This window comes from Sinanaerobacter chloroacetimidivorans, assembly GCF_018128545.1.
Classification (GTDB): Bacteria; Bacillota; Clostridia; order Peptostreptococcales; family Anaerovoracaceae; genus Sinanaerobacter; species Sinanaerobacter chloroacetimidivorans.
Genome location: NZ_JAGSND010000003.1, coordinates 160,910 through 179,302, shown reverse-complemented (window position 1 = coordinate 179,302; position 18,393 = coordinate 160,910). Strand labels below are relative to the sequence as shown.

The 18,393-nt window shown below is 44.4% G+C and carries 16 protein-coding genes; 7 read left to right on the top strand and 9 right to left on the bottom strand.

Features of this window, described 5'->3' with window-relative positions; genetic code table 11:
• Nucleotides 1-178 precede the first annotated feature (178 nt).
• The 4 genes from KCX82_RS06235 to KCX82_RS06220 are packed head-to-tail and all read right to left on the bottom strand — an operon-like array spanning nucleotide 179 to nucleotide 3,629.
• Nucleotides 179-1,150, bottom strand: coding sequence for a transketolase family protein (locus tag KCX82_RS06235; protein ID WP_227017585.1), 972 nt, complete (start codon nucleotides 1,148-1,150; stop codon nucleotides 179-181).
• Nucleotides 1,144-2,010, bottom strand: a complete 867-nt coding sequence (locus KCX82_RS06230) for a transketolase (protein ID WP_227017584.1) — start codon at nucleotides 2,008-2,010, stop codon at nucleotides 1,144-1,146. Before KCX82_RS06230 ends, KCX82_RS06235 begins: the two co-directional genes overlap by 7 nt.
• Before the next feature lie 33 nt (nucleotides 2,011-2,043).
• Nucleotides 2,044-2,820 carry an SDR family oxidoreductase gene (locus KCX82_RS06225; RefSeq protein ID WP_227017583.1) on the bottom strand — a complete coding sequence of 259 codons (777 nt, stop codon included), beginning with the start codon at nucleotides 2,818-2,820 and terminating at the stop codon, nucleotides 2,044-2,046.
• Between the two features lie 23 nt (nucleotides 2,821-2,843).
• The gene (locus KCX82_RS06220) at nucleotides 2,844-3,629 is read right to left on the bottom strand and encodes an SDR family NAD(P)-dependent oxidoreductase (RefSeq protein ID WP_227017582.1); all 786 of its coding nucleotides are present in this window, start codon (nucleotides 3,627-3,629) and stop codon (nucleotides 2,844-2,846) included.
• Between the two features lie 461 nt (nucleotides 3,630-4,090).
• On the opposite strand from KCX82_RS06220, the gene KCX82_RS06215 reads away from it, so the two are divergent.
• A complete protein-coding gene (locus tag KCX82_RS06215) occupies nucleotides 4,091-4,912 on the top strand; it encodes a sugar phosphate isomerase/epimerase family protein (RefSeq protein ID WP_227017581.1) in 822 nt (273 codons plus the stop codon).
• 380 nt (nucleotides 4,913-5,292) lie between these two features.
• On the opposite strand, the gene KCX82_RS06210 is transcribed toward KCX82_RS06215, so the two are convergent.
• The 3 genes from KCX82_RS06210 to KCX82_RS06200 form a co-directional block, all read right to left on the bottom strand.
• The gene (locus KCX82_RS06210; protein ID WP_227017580.1) at nucleotides 5,293-5,601 is read right to left on the bottom strand and encodes a DUF1292 domain-containing protein; all 309 of its coding nucleotides are present in this window, start codon (nucleotides 5,599-5,601) and stop codon (nucleotides 5,293-5,295) included.
• Nucleotides 5,602-5,679: 78 nt separating this feature from the next.
• Nucleotides 5,680-7,536 carry an excinuclease ABC subunit UvrC gene (gene uvrC, locus KCX82_RS06205; RefSeq protein ID WP_227017579.1) on the bottom strand — a complete coding sequence of 619 codons (1,857 nt, stop codon included), beginning with the start codon at nucleotides 7,534-7,536 and terminating at the stop codon, nucleotides 5,680-5,682.
• 658 nt (nucleotides 7,537-8,194) lie between these two features.
• The gene (locus KCX82_RS06200) at nucleotides 8,195-9,616 is read right to left on the bottom strand and encodes an MFS transporter (RefSeq protein ID WP_227017578.1); all 1,422 of its coding nucleotides are present in this window, start codon (nucleotides 9,614-9,616) and stop codon (nucleotides 8,195-8,197) included.
• A 422-nt stretch (nucleotides 9,617-10,038) separates the two neighbouring features.
• On the opposite strand from KCX82_RS06200, the gene KCX82_RS06195 reads away from it, so the two are divergent.
• Entirely contained in the window at nucleotides 10,039-11,673 is a 1,635-nt protein-coding gene (locus tag KCX82_RS06195) for an amidohydrolase (protein ID WP_227017577.1), read from the top strand.
• A gap of 54 nt (nucleotides 11,674-11,727) precedes the next feature.
• Here the strand turns inward: KCX82_RS06195 and KCX82_RS06190 are convergent, their stop codons facing one another.
• Both KCX82_RS06190 and KCX82_RS06185 read right to left on the bottom strand, forming a co-directional pair.
• Nucleotides 11,728-12,483 (bottom strand): helix-turn-helix transcriptional regulator, encoded by a 756-nt coding sequence (locus KCX82_RS06190; protein WP_227017576.1) that lies wholly within the window; start codon nucleotides 12,481-12,483, stop codon nucleotides 11,728-11,730.
• 64 nt (nucleotides 12,484-12,547) lie between these two features.
• On the bottom strand, nucleotides 12,548-13,825 hold the full coding sequence (locus KCX82_RS06185; protein WP_227017575.1) for an FAD-binding oxidoreductase: 1,278 nt from the start codon (nucleotides 13,823-13,825) through the stop codon (nucleotides 12,548-12,550).
• On the opposite strand from KCX82_RS06185, the gene KCX82_RS06180 reads away from it, so the two are divergent.
• The 5 genes from KCX82_RS06180 (at nucleotide 13,757) to KCX82_RS06160 (ending at nucleotide 18,310) form a co-directional block, all read left to right on the top strand.
• Complete coding sequence (locus KCX82_RS06180; protein ID WP_227017826.1) at nucleotides 13,757-14,041, top strand: hypothetical protein; 285 nt, start codon at nucleotides 13,757-13,759, stop codon at nucleotides 14,039-14,041. The genes KCX82_RS06185 and KCX82_RS06180 overlap by 69 nt on opposite strands.
• Nucleotides 14,038-14,424: a hypothetical protein gene (locus tag KCX82_RS06175; protein ID WP_227017574.1), complete on the top strand. Its 387-nt coding sequence runs from the start codon at nucleotides 14,038-14,040 to the stop codon at nucleotides 14,422-14,424. The genes KCX82_RS06180 and KCX82_RS06175 overlap by 4 nt, the downstream gene beginning before the upstream one ends.
• A gap of 361 nt (nucleotides 14,425-14,785) precedes the next feature.
• Nucleotides 14,786-15,289 (top strand): NADH-quinone oxidoreductase subunit NuoE family protein, encoded by a 504-nt coding sequence (locus KCX82_RS06170; protein WP_227017573.1) that lies wholly within the window; start codon nucleotides 14,786-14,788, stop codon nucleotides 15,287-15,289.
• Between the two features lie 14 nt (nucleotides 15,290-15,303).
• Nucleotides 15,304-16,569 (top strand): complex I 51 kDa subunit family protein, encoded by a 1,266-nt coding sequence (locus KCX82_RS06165; RefSeq protein WP_227017572.1) that lies wholly within the window; start codon nucleotides 15,304-15,306, stop codon nucleotides 16,567-16,569.
• The gene (locus KCX82_RS06160) at nucleotides 16,556-18,310 is read left to right on the top strand and encodes an NADH-dependent [FeFe] hydrogenase, group A6 (protein WP_227017571.1); all 1,755 of its coding nucleotides are present in this window, start codon (nucleotides 16,556-16,558) and stop codon (nucleotides 18,308-18,310) included. Before KCX82_RS06165 ends, KCX82_RS06160 begins: the two co-directional genes overlap by 14 nt.
• Nucleotides 18,311-18,393: the final 83 nt, after the last annotated feature.

The window sequence follows — 18,393 nt, the reverse complement described above, 5'->3', positions numbered from 1 at the left end:
TTTCTATACTTCTCTTCCTGCTGTTATATGCAATAACCGTACCATAATCAATGTCCGAGAAATCATATAGGGATCTTACCGAAATCAAAAATAGCGTTTGAGAATCCTCAGAACGCTATTTCTGAAAAAAGTATTGATTTATGTAAACATCGGAACCGGTCATGAGGAGGAATAAATGCTAGAGTCCTTTTTTCCGGTTCAGTACTTTTTTTGCTTTTTCACAGATCACTTCAGCAGTAAGTCCGAAACGTTCCATCAGATAATCTTGCTGACCGACTTCCCCGAACTGATCCTGAACCCCAACCCGCTCCATAGGGCAAGGCCGGTTCTCAGCCAGGACTTCCGCCACCGCAGAGCCAAGTCCGTTAAAGATATTATGGTTTTCCGCCGTCACAATGGCTCCGGTCTTTTCGGCACATTCCAAAATGCAATCTCTGTCTATGGGTTTGATGGTAAACATGTCTATTACTTTGGCCCTGATGCCCTCTTTTTCCAGCTGGTCTGCTGCCTTCAAAGCTTCCGGAACCATAATGCCGCTGGCAATCAGGGAAACGTCCGTACCCTCGCGTAGGATCACAGCTTTTCCTATTGTAAATTCGGAGCCTTCTTCATAGATTTGAACGTTGCCTTTTCTGTTGATTCTGAGATAATCCACACCGTAATGTGCAATCATCTGGGGAATTAAGTTCTTCAACATCACAGCATCGGATGCTTCCAGGATATTGACACCCGGAATGCAGCGCATAACGCCCACATCTTCAAAGGCCATGTGGGTTCCCCCGTTATAGGTGGCCGTTACCCCGGGATCCCCTCCCAGAATCTTGACATTCAGTCCAGCATAGGAGCAGGACATAAAGATTTGATCATAGACTCTGCGTGTGGAGAAAATGGCAAACGAGTGAAAAAAGGGGATCATTCCTGCTGCGGAAAGCCCTGCTGCAACACCTACGCCATTGGACTCCATAATGCCTACGTTCAAGGAGCGTTCAGGGTAAGCCTTTGCAAAATCTGTGATACCCATGGAACTGCACAGGTCGCAGTTAATGGCAGCAATTTTTTCATTGCCGGCAGCCGCCTTCATAAGCGACTGGCAATAGGCTTTTCGTAATTCAACGGGATAAACACCCTGCTCTTTTAATACTTTTACCATTTGAAATCACCTCCGGGATAAGTTCCTTCCGCATATCGCTTTTCAATTTCAGCAATGCCTTTTTCCGCCATGGTCCAGTCGATATTCAGATAATGGTTAAAGGCTTCCGGTTCGGCAAAACTAATGCCAAGGCCTTTTATGGTATCTAAAACGATGACCGAAGGCTTTCCTTTTACGGCTTTTGCCTCTTCGATCGCATGATAAATCTCTTCCACATCGTAACCTTTCACTTTCCGGCTGTCGAATCCGAAAGAGCGGAATTTCTCGGCAATATCGAAAGGTTCGCATACTTGTTTAATCGGACCATCAATCTGCTTCTTGTTGTCATCAACAAAGGCAATAAAGTGGTCCAGTTTAAAATGGGCCGCAGTTTGTGCTCCCTCCCACACCTGTCCTTCCTGAGTCTCACCGTCTCCCAGAATACAATAGGTGTAGCTGTCACGTCCCTGAATGGAATTGGCAAGAGCGATTCCTACGGCGGAAGACATGCCCTGGCCTAAGGAACCGGTAGTCATGTCAATACCCGGTGTTTTAAGCCTGTCACAGTGGCTTGGCAGGCGGGTTCCGCCCTTGTTCAATGTGGTCAGCACTTCCATGGGGAAATATCCCTTAAGAGCCAACGCAGCATAAAGAGCCGGCCCGCTGTGGCCTTTGGAAAGTACCAGCCAGTCACGGTCTTCCCATCCTGGATTTTCAGGGTCTATCTGCATGGCTCCGCCATAGAGTACGGCCAGCACATCGGCTATAGAAGCGGATCCGCCGATATGTCCGAATCCCGCCTCTGCCAATTCCTTAATCAGTTCAATCCGGATGTCCGCGCTTAAACGCTTCATTTTTTCAAAATCAGGTTTCTCATACATGAGTCAGTTCTCCTTCCTTTTCTACCGTCTTCATTAAGCACCCAAAAATCCGCCGTCGACCGGAATCGTTGCTCCGGTGACATAGTCGGATGCTGCCGAAGCCAGAAATACGATGGTTCCGTCCAGATCTTCCGGATATCCCCAACGCCCCGCAGGGATTCTTACCGTATAGCTTTGTCCCTGTTCTGTGTTTACCAAATTTGTCGTCTGTTCAGTAATCATGTATCCCGGAGCAATGGCATTGATATTCAAACCTTTTTCCGCCCATTCATTGGATAAAGCCTTGGTCAGCTGCACGATCGCACCCTTGCTTGCCGAATAGGCCGGAATTCGCTTGCTGGCATTGAAGCTGGTCAGGGAAGCCACGTTGATAATTTTCCCTTTACCCCGTGGGATCATCACCCTGGCTGCCATCTGGCTCAGGAAAAACACAGCGTTCAAGTTGATATCTATGATCTGGCGCCATTTGTCATCCGGATATTCAATCGCATCACAGCGATATTGCATGCCGGCGCCATTAAGAAGGATATCCAATTGATTCTCAAAGATTTCCATCGCTTTGTCAAAACCAGCTTGCAAGGAATCCATGTCACATAGATTTGCCTTCACTGCATAATATCCCGCAGCGTCTCCTCCCAATTCCTTTGCCAATTCAAATACATTATCGGAAACATCCATCAATATAATTCTTGCACCTGCGTCATGAAGAGCCTTCGCCATTGCATAGCACAAACCGGTTGCCCTTCCGGCACCTGTTACGATTGCATTTTTACCTTCCAGTGAAAACTGGGTTAAGCTTTGTATATTCATCAAAATCCTCCTTTCTTACGGCCTTACTGCATGGCGTAAATTCCGCCATCCAGAAGAATTACCTGCCCGGTAATGAAGCAAGATGCATCGGACACAAGAAACAATGCCAGATTCACCAAATCATTCATGGTTCCGATTCGTCCCAGAGGGATGCGGACTTCCAGGCTCTTTCTGAATTCTTCATCCTCCAGCTGTTCGGCATTCAGGTCGGTTTTAATATAGGTGGGTGCAATGGCATTGCAGTTTATATTGAATTTTGCCAGTTCACAAGCCACCTGCTTCGTAAGCATGTTGATCGCACCTTTCGAGGCGCAATAAGCAGAAAACCCTTTTACGGTTCCGAGAACGCTTTTCATCGAAGACATGTTGATAATTTTTCCGTACCGCTGCTCCTCCATGACCTTGGAGACTTCTCTGATGACGGTAAAGGTGGCCGTCAGATTCGTGTCAATGACATTGTTCCACGAATCATCATCCATCTCTTTCAGAGGTTTTATCTTTATGTTCCCTGCGCTGTTGATAAGAATATCTATGCGTCCTAACTGCTCTTTCGCTGCATTGACCATTTCCTTTACAGATTCAGACTTTGTTACATCGCAAGAATAGAGGACAAGCTTTCTGCCCATTTTCTCGGCAAAGTCCTGAAGTTCATCTGCCCCGGCTACATTCCGGCTGGTTACAAAAACGTCGCACCCGTTTTCCAAAAGTCCTGTAACAATGGCTTTTCCCAAGCCTTTTGTTCCGCCTGTTACCAACGCCTTTTTGCCTGCAATACAAAATATCTCGCTGCACATTCCATATGTTTCCATACCGTATCTTCCTTTCCTTTCCTGTTCTTATTTTTGTTAAAATACGTATCCATCCAACTATCGGCGATGGAATAACATCTCCTGGCTGCAACTATCATGCCAAGCTCAGAACCCATACCCCTTGTGCAAGGATGCCGCCCTGCCGAAACTGCTCAGAATCATCGTTGGTTGTCTGATTAAAATTTAATGCCTGCCGTTAACGCAAATCTGTTCATGCTGTTCTCACCAGGAGCATGCTGCTGCCGATATGTTTCCAACACGTAACAATACCGGAGAAACGTAAACAAAAAGTATACACTTTGCCCGAGATCCTCCCCATACATGTCTGCGAAAGCTTGGAATATCAATTTTTTTGTTGATTGTTAACAGTTGGCAGGTTTTTTGCTTTAAGAAATAGTAAATGAAAGAAAGGGTAGATATGTTTTCATGTGCCGGGCACATCTGCATATCGAAGAATGCGTATGAAAAACAAATATGGAGTATGCGAATGGTATCTTGCAACGACAGGCCCCTCAGCCATCAGGACTGCTTCACAGCTTGGATTTGAAGGTATTCAAATCTCGGATCTGGGCGGAGTCAACCAAAATTTTCCGCTGAACGATGAACGAATACAGGCTCATTATCTGGAAGCTGCGGAGACTTATGGAGTTCAGATCCAAGGTCTCCAGGGGGTCGTTTCCATGACACAGCATGGCGGGATCAAGTACCCCATGGATAGCGTCAAAGGGCAAGAGGCGATTTTTAATTTTAAAAAAGGTTTGGAAGTCTGTGCTGCCCTAAAAATCCCTACTTACCTGATTTGTTCTTTCGTGGCCAGTAATTTTACCAACGATTATGAACAGAAAAATACTGCCGCCATGTTAAAGTTGTTTGTGGAATTAGCATCCGAAAAGGGAATCCAGATTGCCTACGAGTGTTTTGCCCCCGTAGAAAAACTTTTTGCCATCCTGGATTACGTGAGAGAGGGATTAAAGCTTTGCTACGATACTTTAAATCCCATCCGGTTCGGGAACGGCAATCCTCCTGATGAAATCCGCAGAATCGGCATTGATTTGATTGACCACATCCATGTAAAGGATGCTCCCGAGAATCTTACAGGCTGCTGGCCTTTGGGAAAAGGTGCCGGAAAAGTCGAGGAGACCATCGGCGTTCTAAAGGAAAAAGGCTATCAAGGCTGGTATTTTATTGAGAATTACTTTTATCTTCCACCAATGAATGAACTGGGGAAAGGGTGGGATTTAGCAAAAATGGATTTAGACTATTTACATCGAATCTGTGAATAAGGCACTAAAAAAAGCGGCTGACGCCACCTCCGTTATTTCCTCTCAGACTAAAAAAGGCCTCTGCTCGGCAGAGGCCCTTCCCCAGTCATTATTCTTCATCTAATTCCGCTGCAGAAGATTCCAATCTTTTATGTAACTTATCGACATAAGAAGACCAAAATGTTAGGTGATTTTTTGTATAACAATCGACGAGTACCTGCATAACGGATACTTTATTGTTTCGGACACTTCGTACGTTCAACTGGCTTATAAAATATAATTAAAACAAGCCGGCTCCCCGGCTCTTCATATATGGATACTACAGTACTTCAAATTACGTATCCCAATAAAAAAATGAGCCTGCAAACCCATTGTTCTAAGGTTGGCAGGCTATTTCCTCATTATTCTTCTACAGTAAGCTTTTCAAACTCTTCCACTACTCTCTTGAACTCCTCATCGTCTTCGATATCGATGAGTTCAAATTCTTCTTCACTCGTTTCTTTGTATCCATAGATGTATACATCATCAGTGCCATCCTCAGGGATCAGAGCTATATATTCCTTACCCTCAAAGTCGAATACACCCATAATTTCACATTCAACTTCTTGTCCATCGTCAAATTCAAGTGTCAGGAAGTCCGCATCATCTCCGTCACCGCAGTTACATTCGTCACTGCATCCGCCAGGCATGCATTTTTCTTTATCTTCCATAATCGTCCTCCATTATTTTCTAATTTGATAACATATGCTTACTATACCATTATATTGAACTAGAATCAATTGAATTATTCATTTTTTTGAAGCCCACTCTATTACCTTTTCCGCAGCCGGGCGGTTTATTCCGGGAACTTTACAAAGCTCTTCCAAAGTAGCTTCCTTAATTTTTTCAATGCTTCCAAAGTATGACAGCAGAGAATTTCTTCGTTTTTCACCGATACCCTGAATTTCATCAAGGGCAGACCGCTGTAACGATTTGTTTCGAATTCCCCGGTGATATTCAATTGCAAAACGGTGAACCTCTTCCTGAACGGCAGCAATGTATTTCAAGAGCACCGGATTGTTTTTTAAATCCAATTCCTGATCCTTATAAACCAGACCTCTGGTTCGATGCTTGTCGTCTTTCACCATACCTGCCACAGGGATCGAAAGCTTCATCGCTTTTACGACCTGCTCTGCCGCGGTAACATGACCCTTACCCCCGTCCATGAGGAGCAAATCCGGCATTCTGGCAAAACTGGGATCCTCCTGAACCCCTCTTTTCAACCTTCTATAAAGAACTTCCTGCAGACTGCCGTAATCATTGGGGCCTTCTATCGTTCTTATTTTAAACCTTCGGTAATCCTTTCGCTGAGGAATGCCTGCCTGAAATACGATCATGGCGCCCACAGAATCCACTCCATTGGTATTGGAGATATCATAAGCTTCCACTCTCCAACCGCCGGAATCCGGTTTTGCCTCTTCGATGCCTTCCGAGGGCTTCTCCCCGATAACCTTCTCCAGCGCTTCCTGAACGGCCTGATTTTTTTCCCTTTGGTTTTTGGCTCTCTCATCCAGGGTTTTGGACATCTCGATGACATCCCGTTTGGCCAAATCCAGCAGTGCCTTTTTATCTCCCTTCTGGGGGACGATGATTTTCACCAGGCTTCCTTTCATCTTCGAAAGCCACTCCTCCGTAAGGCTGCTTTCCGGCAGCTCCGCTTCCACCAGGATTTCTTTCGGAATCATGGAATTTTCCGTATAATATTGCTGTATAAAAGCTGATACCACTTCTTTTTCGTTATCCTCCGCCATAGCCTGAAGATGATAGCTTTCTCTGCCGCTGAGACGGCCCTGTCTGATAAAAAATATGATAATATGGGCATCATCTTTCCCCTTTGCCGCCAAAATAACATCCATATCTCCTGCGGTAAGAAGCATTACCCGCTGTTTTTCCGCGATGGCATTTACCGCTGCGATATAATCCCGGTATTCGGCAGCCTTTTCAAAATTCAGCTCCGCAGACTCCTCGGCCATCCTCTGATTCAGATAATCGAGGACCTGCTTATTCTTACCATTTAAAAAATCAACGACATGGTCAATGGATTTTCTGTAATCTTCCGGAGAGATCTGATTTGTACAGATTCCTTTGCACTGGTGAATATGATAGTTTAAGCAGGGCTTAAAGCCGGCGGGGAATTTTTGAGAAGAGCAGCGTTTCAGAGAATAAATCTCGTTTAAAAGATCAATGATCTGGTTCACTGCTCCGGCGTCGGTGTAAGGCCCGAAATATTTGCAGCCGTCATGATAGATCTTCCGTGTCTTCAGAATACGGGGATAGGCTTCATTCGTGGTGACCTTAATATAGGGAAACGTCTTGTCGTCTCTGAGCAAGACATTATATTTGGGCATATATTTTTTGATCAGATTGTTTTCTAGGATCAGGGCTTCCATCTCCGTATTGGTGGTAATATATTCGAATTCTTCAATATGGGATACCATGGCTCTTACTTTCGGATCCATATTTTTTGAAGACTGAAAATACTGGCGCACCCGGTTTTTCAAGGAAATTGCTTTCCCTACATAAATCACCTGCCCCAGTTTATCCTTATGCATATAAACTCCCGGTTTATCCGGGAGTTTTTTTAAATTTTCCTGAATATCAAACATGCTTTCGTTTCTTCTCTTTCCTGTTTCTCCAGTCGTTTTCTTTGTTTTATGATTTTATTGTAGCACCCCCGTTAAAAATCTGCAACCGGCTATCTAATTATGACCTATAAGGAGTAGAAAAAGGATAAGTGAGGGGTATTTCAGCAAACAGCCTTTTTCGGTAATATATATGTAATCGGTTATTGACGAAAAAGATTTACTGGAGGAACAAATTTTGAAGAAAAGAACAGGCGATTTATTATGGGCAGCGCTACTTTCCATTTGGATCATAATGCTGCTGATTCCAGAGGCTAGAGCAATTTATGGAAAGATAACGGGATAGCACTCCTATCTTGCAGGCTTCGTAAAATTCTCAATTTTAGCTACCATGGGGAATTTGCTCGGCGAAAGGATCATAAGAGGAGGATGGCATATTCGAAAAGGTGGACTGGGATCGGATGGTAAGCTTTTCATGGATAACAAACTGCATCTTAATATGGATTCCTCTGCATACAATCGTGTTTTTACTGCCTTCCGTATACAGAGTCCTCGCGTCAGCCTTTCTCTCAATTCTTTTAGGGATATTGATTGCAGTCTCAAAGAAAAAAGTGCAACGTACATAAAAAAGTGGCTGACATCTCTGCAGCCACTTTTCAATTTTATGATCTGACGCGTTGAACTATAGGATTCTTTCCAATCCCGTTTTATCATAGTTCCCAGTTTCATCCTTTTGGGTCAAAGCCTTCTGAACAAGCTCGAATTTATTCTTCGTGATTGGGAAAATCAACATCATAGCTGCACTGATAAACAGTAAAATGCTGGGAATCACAGTCTGCACGGTGATCAGGGCACCAATCGCCTGATCGGTCTGGGTTTCTGCCATGGCATTGAAGCCGTTGAACTGGAGGAACCATCCCATCAGGAACACCGCGATCGCCGAGCCAATCTGCTGGGTTATGGACTGCAGGGAAGCAAGGGTTCCTTCCGCTCTCTTTCCGGTTTTGAGCTCAATAACCTCTGCAACGTCATAAATGATTGCTGCAATAAGCTGCCAGTAGGCTGCATTTGAAACAACAAGGGCGATAGTAAGGGCAATCATCATAGGATAGCTGTTCACCCCCATCAGCCGTAGGATCAGCATCAATGCCGCTGATAGACAGAAGAGGAATATGTATGCTTTCCGTTTATCCAGCTTCTGTGCGATGTAATTGATCACCGGTGCCATGGGGATGGCTGCGATGAACATAATGGATATGATGACGGGAACATAAGCGTCGGACATCCCCAGCTTGAAAATGACGAAAAACGGCAGATTGGCTGCAAAGATGGCATTGACAATATTAAAGCCTATGATAGAAAGGATCAGCCAGATCATCGGCTTTGACTTCAAAACCATAAAATAATCTTTAAAGAGATTCGGCTTTTCAGTTTCCTTAGAACGGTCGATGATCAATTCTCTTCCTTTTGTTACCGCAACCATACTTCCGATGAAGATGGCGGAAGCTCCCGCAAAAACTGCTGCGGTCATCGTCCATGACATGGATTCGGTCTGGCCCGATGCAATGAGTGCCCCTACGAGGAGCAGCGGCAGAGCTCCACCGGTAAGGTTTCCTGCCTGGGTAAATACTGCCGCATAGGACCGGAGGCTGGTACGCTCACCATAATCGCCGGTAATTTCGGCACCCAATGCTGTGTATGGTACGAAGAAAGCGCAGTAGGATATCCAGAACAAGATTGCAAAAAAGCCGTAGTATAGGACCGCCGTAGTCCCGGTAAGACCAAAGGAGGAATAAAGCATTACGAAGGCAATAAACATGAAGGGAATGGCTACCTTGACAAAGGGGCGCCTTCTTCCTGTTTTTGATTTGCTGTTATCGGAAAAATAACCGATAAAAAGTGTAGCGACAGCGCTGGAAAAAAGCGCAACGGATGACACGGTACCTGCCGTTCCCGGTTCCAGTCCGGCAACGGTTGTAAGGAAGAGCATTAAAAAGACTGTCATGATGGCGAATACAATGGCATCTCCGGCTGACGCAATACCGTAACCGAATTTTACACCCAAGGTTACGGGCTTTCGCTCAAGGGTTTGCTGTTTACTCATTTCTTTTCTCCTTTTTAACCATTTAGAAATAATTTGCCTCTGCTACCATATTGTCTGAAAATTCTTTCTACAAAAATTCCCTATACTGACCTTTTTTATACTCCTTACGAGTCATAATAACCCATAAGGAGTACTCCTTACGTCATGAGGATTGCACATTTTTATGATAACAGAATAGGCAAAATATTTAAATTACTCGAAAAAGTAATAATTTGAGTAAATTTAAGGTATGACATAACAGTTTTTGAGTAGTGCATAACAGTTTTTTTGTAATGGAGCTTTCGTTTTCCTTTAAAAATAACCGCAATATAATAATTGAATTGAAGGAAATAGAATTGTATATTTGAATTAGCTATCGGGGATTGCACATCCACTAAGCGTAGTTTACGCCGGAAAATTATCAAGCAAAGGGAGAATGAAGTATGAAAGCAGATATCATCTTAAAGAGCGACGCGATCTTTACCGGCCTTGAAGGGCAGCCGTTCAAAGGCTCCATGGCCATTGCCGGCAAAAACATCGTTTACGTCGGTAGGGAGGAGGTCCCTGCCAGCTGGATTCAGGATGAAACAAAAGTCTTTGAGCTTGGAAGCAGGCTCATCGTTCCGGGTCTTTCCGAAACCCATATGCATTACCTTCTTTCCGCAACCATATTGAGCAAATACTGCTGCAACCTGGTAGATACCAAGTCGGAAGAAGAATGCGTGGAGCTGATGAAGGACTTCCGGGAGAAAAATCCAAACCTTGATAAGCTCATCGGTTTTGGGTGGTTCCCTATCAACTGGACAGAAAGCAAGGTTCCTCATGCCCTGCCCTCCAAGGAAAGTCTTGATGCTGTGTTTCCGGACATTTCCGTATATCTCCTGATGGCAGATTGCCACACATTCTGGTGCAATACGAAGGCTCTGAAGATTTGTAATATTACCAAGGATATGGAGTATTCCTTTGGATATCTGGGGCTGGGAGAGGATGAAGAGCCAAACGGTATTCTTTCCGAGCTGGAGCTCATGGCCCCTTGTTTTAACCAGTTTTACGATTTCCCCGATGATATTTCTGAAGACATGCAGATGAATCTCCTAAACGAGCTTGCGAAGCAGGGACTGACTTCCTTTACGGACGTGGCAGAATGCACCGTCCTTAGTGGGGATTCTCAGGATCTGAAGAAAATCAAATTGATGGAAAGAAAGGGCAAACTGACAATTCGAGCCAATGTCTATCCAAGCCTGGGCATCACCGGCGATCTGTCTCTCCAGAAGGCCATGCGCAGAAACTACAGCAGTGATATGGTAAAAATCCCGGGATTGAAACAGTTCTTTGATGGAGTTACCTCTACATACTCTGCATGTCTCATCGAGCCTTATCGTGATAAGCCTGAGACGGAAGGACGCATGAACTATGACGAGACAATCTTCGATCACTGCATTGTGGAAGCAAACCAGGCAGGCTTCGGGATTAAAATTCATTGCATCGGGGATTATGCAGTTAGAAAAGGATTGGATATCTTTGAACATTCCAAAAACGTAAATCCGAATTATATGCAGTGCCGAAATTCCATAGAGCATATTGAAAGCATCCATTACAACGATATTCCGAGATTCCGTCAGCTGAACGTCACTGCTTCCGTTCAGCCGGTCCACCTGCCTTTGGATGCCAATGAGAAAATTGACCGGATCGGCATGGAACGGTGCGAATATGAATGGCCCTTCCGCTCTATGATCGACATGGGGTTAAATCTTGCCTTTGGTTCAGATTCTCCCGTAAGCGGATTGAATCCTTACGAGAATATCTATACCGCAGTCACGCGAAAGGACTTAGATGGAGCAGACACCGGAGTCAATCCTCAGGAAAAAATAACGGTAGCCGAAGCCCTGAGGGCATATACCTACGGAAGCGCCTATTCCCATAACAGGGAGGATGAGCTGGGGACCCTTGAGGTAGGTAAGCTTGCAGACGTGACGGTGATCGACAGAAACTTGTTTGACATCCCTGAAGAGGAGATCAAGGATTGTAAGGCGAGCCTCACAATTGTAAACGGAAAGGTCGTATATTCCGATCTTTAATCGACAAATGAAATTGAATGACGGCGTCAACCAAGGACTGACGCCGTCATTTTACTAGTCGGAACATAGTTTAAAAAGCTGACTTTTACAGTTTATATTCAGCTTTTTATAAATGTTGGACACATGTTTTTGAATGGTGAAATGGCTGACGTGTAAATGGTCGGCCATTTCATCATTTGAATAGCGTTCCAGCATGAGCTGCAGGACTTCTATCTCCCTCGCAGTCAGGTTGTATGACTCATAGAGCCGGAGAAGCCTCTGATCAGGGCCTTGCGTTGTTTGGTTGCTTGCGTTTTCATTTCGGGAAAGCCGCAGGGCCAGATGATCTTTCATGAGCCTTAACAAAAAGAGATCATGATCGCTAAAATCAGGATCATTCTTTCCTCTAAACAAGGTGACAACACCTAGCAGAATTTTCGAGGCATAGAGAGTCATCTGCACGGAATAATACATATCGTTTGGTTCAATCAAATCCTTGAAATAGGGGCTTTGATTTCTCACCTCGTCGACAAAATAGTCACTCTCTCTGTATACCTCCGTTACGGAATTCAGAAACACGGTATTCATATAATCATATTTATCATAAGCAAGGTAACTATCAAGGAGCTCATCGCTCATGCAATACCCAACGGGCCGATCCATAAAATGATCGTCATCAGCGGCTCCAAGATAGAACGAGGCTTTACTGCATTGTACGAGATTGGGAATCAAATCGAGGAATGTCTTTCGCATTTCTCGATGATCGTCAATGCTGTAAACATTATACAATATTCTGCTGATCAGCACAGCTTCTCTTGCTTTTATTTCCATATCTGAATTATACCGCTTTCCGTACTGTTGTCAAGCCCGTCCAGCCTTCAGGTGTGTTCAACCCTCAAGCCCTGTTTATGTACGGTGTTTTTGTCCGGTAATAGATTCCGGTGAGATGCTTCGGATTAAAGGCTTCTCTCACCTTCCACTGGTATTCGGGAACCAATGGCTGAGGAAGGTTCTGATACATGGCGTCGTGCTCTTCCTGGGTGTAGTCATAAGCATCCGGTCTCCTGGCGTCAGCATTCCAACGTCCCATATCCACTCCAAGCCCTTTTTCAAACATCCATTTCTGGGTTTCGTCGATGAGCTCTCTGGCCTGCCTGATGGTATCTCTTTCATGGTTATCAAAGAAGACAAAGAACTCCCATCCGGTCATGCCTCCGCCGCCGAGGATAGACATGCTTCCCATATTCGAATCGCCACCAGTGTCGGCAACGCCTGTGCCGGCTTTCGTCAGCTTGTCTTTTAGCGCCGCAGCTTCTTCCATCAATTTGGTTGTTACAAACACGTTGGAAGACATCCCGAAGTTACCTTCGTAGGAAACACAAAGGGTGTAGTTCAGATTCTTGTGGCCGAGACGCAACAGATACAGCTTCACCCAGTCATTGATGTCAGGTTCGTTCATCAATTCTGATTTCCAGCCGCCGGTGATTCTGAGGACCTCATCCACCACCGCTTCCTTGTATTCAAGATCCCCCGGTGTGAACCCGTCAAGAATGATCTGATAGTCGATGCGCATCTTATCGTTCTGCTCTTTCAGATAGAGATCCGCCATAAGCGACGGTATGTCACAGAACTGTTTTTCCGGGTCAGTGAGAATCTTGATCATGGCCGTCTTGATATCCCGGCCGAACATATTGAACTGCCTGTGCCCCAGATAGATTACATCGGTCTCGTGAAACAGTTGGAAGCTCTTGGCATATGCGTCCCAGTCCGGGAAACAGAGAGTATAGCATTTTACATTGTCCAGCCCGTCAATTTTATATGCCGGAGCGTCCCCTCTCGTGGGAAGACAGCCGGGGCCGAAGCCGACCCATCCGGCCGTTCCGGCCAGAGTCGAGCTGCTGCAGCCTACGCCGGCCATATTGCAATTTAACCCATACTTCATCGCCTCCGCCTGTACGACGGCACCGATGGCATAGGGCTCCACCACAGCGATCATATTCTTTGGGTCGATTTCAATCTTTGCCATCCGCTTCATGTCCATCTGAATCGAATAGTCGGAGCTGATAAAGCCCATTGCGGCCCAGAAGGTTGATGCCGCCTTGAAGTGAATATCATATTTGTTGCAGATCCGAATAATCTGCTGTACCTCCTCTGTGCTTCCGGGCAGAATCACCGCCTGGGGACAGGGAGTTCAATGGTCGTAGGGACCATAATGGGCCGAAGACTGGGAGGTGATATTTTGTTTCAGGAAGCTGTAGGTTATAAATTGCAGTCCAGGGTCAGGGTAAGTCTGGAAAGCATCGTTCAATACCCCTTTCATATGCATACCAACGTCATTGAAATCATTTGTGTTGTTGACGGTTCGATCAGTATTTCCGATTCGGCATGAGTCATAAACTCTCCTTTGGTGACGTTTATATTTTCAATGCAAAGGATCCCCATAAAATATCCGCTATCAGCGAAAAAAACATAATACTTACCATTCAAATTGATCTGGATTATTACAAGAAGTTTTTCAGAAAATTGGATGTGACTTATTTTATTTGCGACTCCTTTATCAACCGGGACCGCCTTACTGAGGAATTGCGATATTTGAGATTTTTAATGACAAGAATTTATGATCTGCATAACGAAAAAAATACGAATGAGGTGTCTATCGAGGAGTTGGTAAAAAGTTTGCTGTCTTTTTTAACAGACCAGTTTCAATATTATACCTACAGTAGAAATAAAACGGACAGCTATGATATCTTCCACCGGCAGGAAATCAGATAAAAAGATTCGCAAATTGCAAACACTTCTGCACACAATTCAAGCGATGGTTCCAAAGCCCCCCTTCGGATTATCGCAGGCAGTTTTCTTTCCAATACTGCGAAAAATCCAGGATACAAAATCAAACTTTTGACTTTGATTTTGCCGACTCGATATTGGAAACTTACCGGAATGGGATTACTTAAAATATTCTAAATATTTCGAATATTTAGTTAAAAAATTAACGTTAAATTAATAGCAATTTTTTGTTAATTTAGAGACAATTTAATAGACAAAATAGGGCGCTTAGTATAATATGAAGGTGTGAATGAAGTCTTAGTTTGCATTAAAGTAGAAATGCAAGGACTGAAAGGAGTAACTTATAATGAATAGTAAAAACACCAAAAGCTTTGGCGTCCTGACAGAAGATTTAGCTTTGAAGATTGACACTATCATTACAAATTACCAAAGCAACTCAACGAAACTGGTTGGTATCCTCCTGGATATCCAGGACATTGTACCAAAGCAGTACATACCAAGAGAAGTAGCCTCTTATGTCAGTGAAAAGATGAATATGCCGCTGAGTAAGATCTACGATGTCATTTCTTTCTATGCCGCCCTATCTGATGTTCCAAGAGCAGACTATGTCATTCAATTATGTGACAGCGTGGTCTGCAAAGTCACCGGAAACACCATTCTCCGAGATACCATTAAAGACCTGTTGGGAATCAACGAGCTGGAAGCTACTGCTGATGGCAAATATTGGCTGGAATATACACCATGCTTCGGTGCATGCGATATTTCTCCTGCCATGAGAATCAACGGAAAAGTATTTGGTCATCTCACCACGCAAGAGAGTGTCAAGACTGTTCTTGACCAGTTTCAATAGGAGGATGATTTACGATGACAAAAACAGTTCGTTTTATTACAGAGAATTTTGGAAAATATGATCCGAATTCTATCGACTCTTATCTCTCCATCGACGGCTTTTCCGCAGTAAAAAAGGCACTGGCAATGTCCTCCAGTGAAATCATTGATTTAGCCAAAACTGCATCCGTAAGAGGCAGAGGAGGAGCAGCATACGATATGGGAAGAAAGTGGGCTCAGGCAGCTTCGGTTCCAGGTGACCAGAAAGTCGTCATCTGTAATGCCGATGAAGGCGAGCCATGCACTTTCAAAGACAGAAGCATCCTGTCAAAGGATCCTTTCCGTCTGATTGAGGGTATGATCATAGCTGGTTATACGGTAGGGGCTCAAAACGGATACATCTATCTCAGAGAAGAGTATCGTCATTTAAGGCCGCTTATCAAAAATGCAATCACGGAAAGCATGGAAAGAGGTTATCTTGGGGATAACATACTGGGAACCGGGTTCAGCTTCCATATTCACCTTTATTCCGGGGCTGGTGCCTACGTTTGCGGAGAAGGCTCCACTTTGATCGAATCCATCGAAGGCAAAAGCGGCAGACCGAGAATCAAACCGCCTTTTATCAAAGAGTGTGGACTATTTCAGCTTCCAACACTGGTAAACAACGTAGAAACCTTGGCCATCGCAGCCGCTTTTATTCAACACGGAGTAGAAGATTATATGCGTTATGGCACTCCAAGCTCTCCTGGTACAAAGATCATCAGTCTCGCGGGCAATGTGAAAAAGCCCGGAGCATATGAAATCCCCTTTGGCATTACATTGAGGGAAATCATTTACGATATCGGCGGCGGAATTTCCGATGACCACGAGCTGAAATTATTCCAGCTTGGCGGTGCTTCCGGCAAAATCGGTCCCGCTTCCATTATTGATACCCCTTTTACCTACGACGACCTGGCAAAAGTAGGCCTTGTTGTAGGTTCCGGCGGAATTCTTGTTGTGGATGATCGCACCAGAGTTATCGATTTTCTAAAATCCATACAGGACTTTTTCATTCACGAAAGCTGCGGTAAATGTACTCCATGTCGTGAGGGAAACAGGCAGATCGCAAAAATTATGGACCGTTTTGTAAAAGGATGTCCGAAACCGGATGACCTTCACACTGCAGAACGTTTTGCAAACATCATGAGTAATTGTGCTTTTTGTGGTTTAGGAGAAACTGCGCAAAGTGCTTTACTTTCTGCGATTAAGTATTTCCCTGAGGAATTTGGATTAATGGAGGTGGCTGCAAATGAAAAATGTTAAGATAAAAATAGATAATATTGATTTGATTGTTCCAGAAGGTACCACCATTCTGGAAGCAGCAAAAAAAGTAAACATCAACATCCCCCATCTCTGCTATCATCCTGATCAGGCCATCAAAGCAAACTGCAGACTCTGCGTAGTGGAGGTTTCAGGGAGCAAGAAGCTTACCCCTGCCTGCTCCTCCTTTGTTTTCGAAGGAATGGATGTACAGACAAATACAAAAAAAGTAAGGGATATGCAAAAGGGAGTCTTGGAATTGATTTTAGCCAATCATGACCAAAACTGCCTGAAATGTTTAAGAAACGGAAACTGTGAGCTGCAAGCTCTCTGCCAGCGTTTCAATATTTCCAAAACAAACTTGGAGGAAAACGTAGATGCGCTTCCTCTTGATAATACCAATCCTTCTCTTGTCAGAGATTCTGCAAAATGTGTAAAATGCAACCGTTGTGTAGAAGCCTGCCAGAAAGGCCAGGAAGTTCATGTACTGACCCATTCCCATCGGTCGGTTCACTACAATATCACGCCTGCTTATGAAATGCCGCTGGAAGAAACCTTCTGTGTATTCTGCGGACAATGTGCGGCAGTCTGTCCCGTTGGAGCCATCGTTGAAAAGGATGATACGGCGAAGATCTGGGATGCCATTTATGACCCAAGCAAGCATGTCATCGTACAGGTTGCTCCTGCAGTAAGGGTAGCTCTGGGTGATGCTTTTGATCTTCCAAAAGGAACCATCGTTACCGGTAAAATGGTAGCTGCTTTGAGAAGATTGGGTTTTGATAAAATTTTTGATACCAATTTTACGGCAGACTTAACCATTATGGAAGAGGGGACTGAATTAATCAAGAGAATCACTGAGGGTGGTACGCTTCCTATGATTACTTCCTGCTCGCCAGGCTGGATCAATTTTATAGAAGGCCGTTATGATCATCTTCTGGATCATCTTTCCTCCTGCAAATCTCCGCAGCAGATGTTTGGAGCCCTTTCCAAATCCTACTATGCGGAAATGATGGGAATCGATCCGAAGAATATCTATACCGTATCCATTATGCCATGTACGGCGAAAAAGTTTGAGGCTCAGCGCCCTGAAATGGTAACAAACGGTGTTCAGGAAGTGGACGCTGTTCTAACCACAAGAGAACTCGCCCGGATGATTCAGTCAGCGGGTATTGAATTCGCCGGTCTGGAGGAAGATCAGTTTGACAATCCATTTGGCATCGGTACCGGTGCCGGCGCAATATTTGGTGCCACCGGCGGTGTTATGGAAGCTGCTCTTCGTACCGCTTATGAAATTCTAACCGGCAAGGGGCTTCCGTCTTTGAACTTTACCGATGTTCGCGGCCTTGAAGGAATCAAGGAAAGCACAGTACATATTAACGGCCTGGATTTGAAGATTGCGGTTGCCCATGGCCTCGGCAATGCGAAAGTACTTCTGAAGCAGATTGAAAAGGGAGAATCCCCTTATACCTTTATTGAAGTCATGGCATGTCCGGGAGGCTGTATCGGCGGCGGCGGCCAGCCGATTAAATCCACATTGGATGTAAAAGCCAAGAGAATAGAATCCATCTATAAGATAGATCAGGATCTTCCGCTGAGAAAATCTCATAAAAATCCTGATGTTCTGAAATTATATGAGGATTATTTAGGAGAACCTCTGGGTCACAAATCTCATGAGCTGCTGCATACCCATTATCATTCAAGAGGAATGAAGTATAATTTTAACGAGTTATCTTCTAAAAACTAATAAAACTTGATTTAACAAATAAAAACTAATAAAACTGATTCTGGTACAAAATCGAAAAGGCAAGCCCTAACAAGGCTTGCCTC

Bases quoted from the DNA above. Each gene is read 5' to 3' on its own strand.
- KCX82_RS06175 (WP_227017574.1), top strand. From the start codon at position 14,038: ATGAGTCATAAACTCTCCTTTGGTGACGTTTATATTTTCAATGCAAAG.
- KCX82_RS06165 (WP_227017572.1), top strand. From the start codon at position 15,304: ATGACAAAAACAGTTCGTTTTATTACAGAGAATTTTGGAAAATATGAT.
- KCX82_RS06235 (WP_227017585.1), bottom strand. From the start codon at position 1,150: ATGGTAAAAGTATTAAAAGAGCAGGGTGTTTATCCCGTTGAATTACGA.
- KCX82_RS06220 (WP_227017582.1), bottom strand. From the start codon at position 3,629: ATGGAAACATATGGAATGTGCAGCGAGATATTTTGTATTGCAGGCAAA.
- KCX82_RS06160 (WP_227017571.1), top strand. From the start codon at position 16,556: ATGAAAAATGTTAAGATAAAAATAGATAATATTGATTTGATTGTTCCA.
- KCX82_RS06200 (WP_227017578.1), bottom strand. From the start codon at position 9,616: ATGAGTAAACAGCAAACCCTTGAGCGAAAGCCCGTAACCTTGGGTGTA.
- KCX82_RS06225 (WP_227017583.1), bottom strand. From the start codon at position 2,820: ATGAATATACAAAGCTTAACCCAGTTTTCACTGGAAGGTAAAAATGCA.
- uvrC (WP_227017579.1), bottom strand. From the start codon at position 7,536: ATGTTTGATATTCAGGAAAATTTAAAAAAACTCCCGGATAAACCGGGA.
- KCX82_RS06210 (WP_227017580.1), bottom strand. From the start codon at position 5,601: ATGGAAGATAAAGAAAAATGCATGCCTGGCGGATGCAGTGACGAATGT.
- KCX82_RS06215 (WP_227017581.1), top strand. From the start codon at position 4,091: ATGAAAAACAAATATGGAGTATGCGAATGGTATCTTGCAACGACAGGC.
- KCX82_RS06230 (WP_227017584.1), bottom strand. From the start codon at position 2,010: ATGTATGAGAAACCTGATTTTGAAAAAATGAAGCGTTTAAGCGCGGAC.
- KCX82_RS06195 (WP_227017577.1), top strand. From the start codon at position 10,039: ATGAAAGCAGATATCATCTTAAAGAGCGACGCGATCTTTACCGGCCTT.
- KCX82_RS06190 (WP_227017576.1), bottom strand. From the start codon at position 12,483: ATGGAAATAAAAGCAAGAGAAGCTGTGCTGATCAGCAGAATATTGTAT.
- KCX82_RS06170 (WP_227017573.1), top strand. From the start codon at position 14,786: ATGAATAGTAAAAACACCAAAAGCTTTGGCGTCCTGACAGAAGATTTA.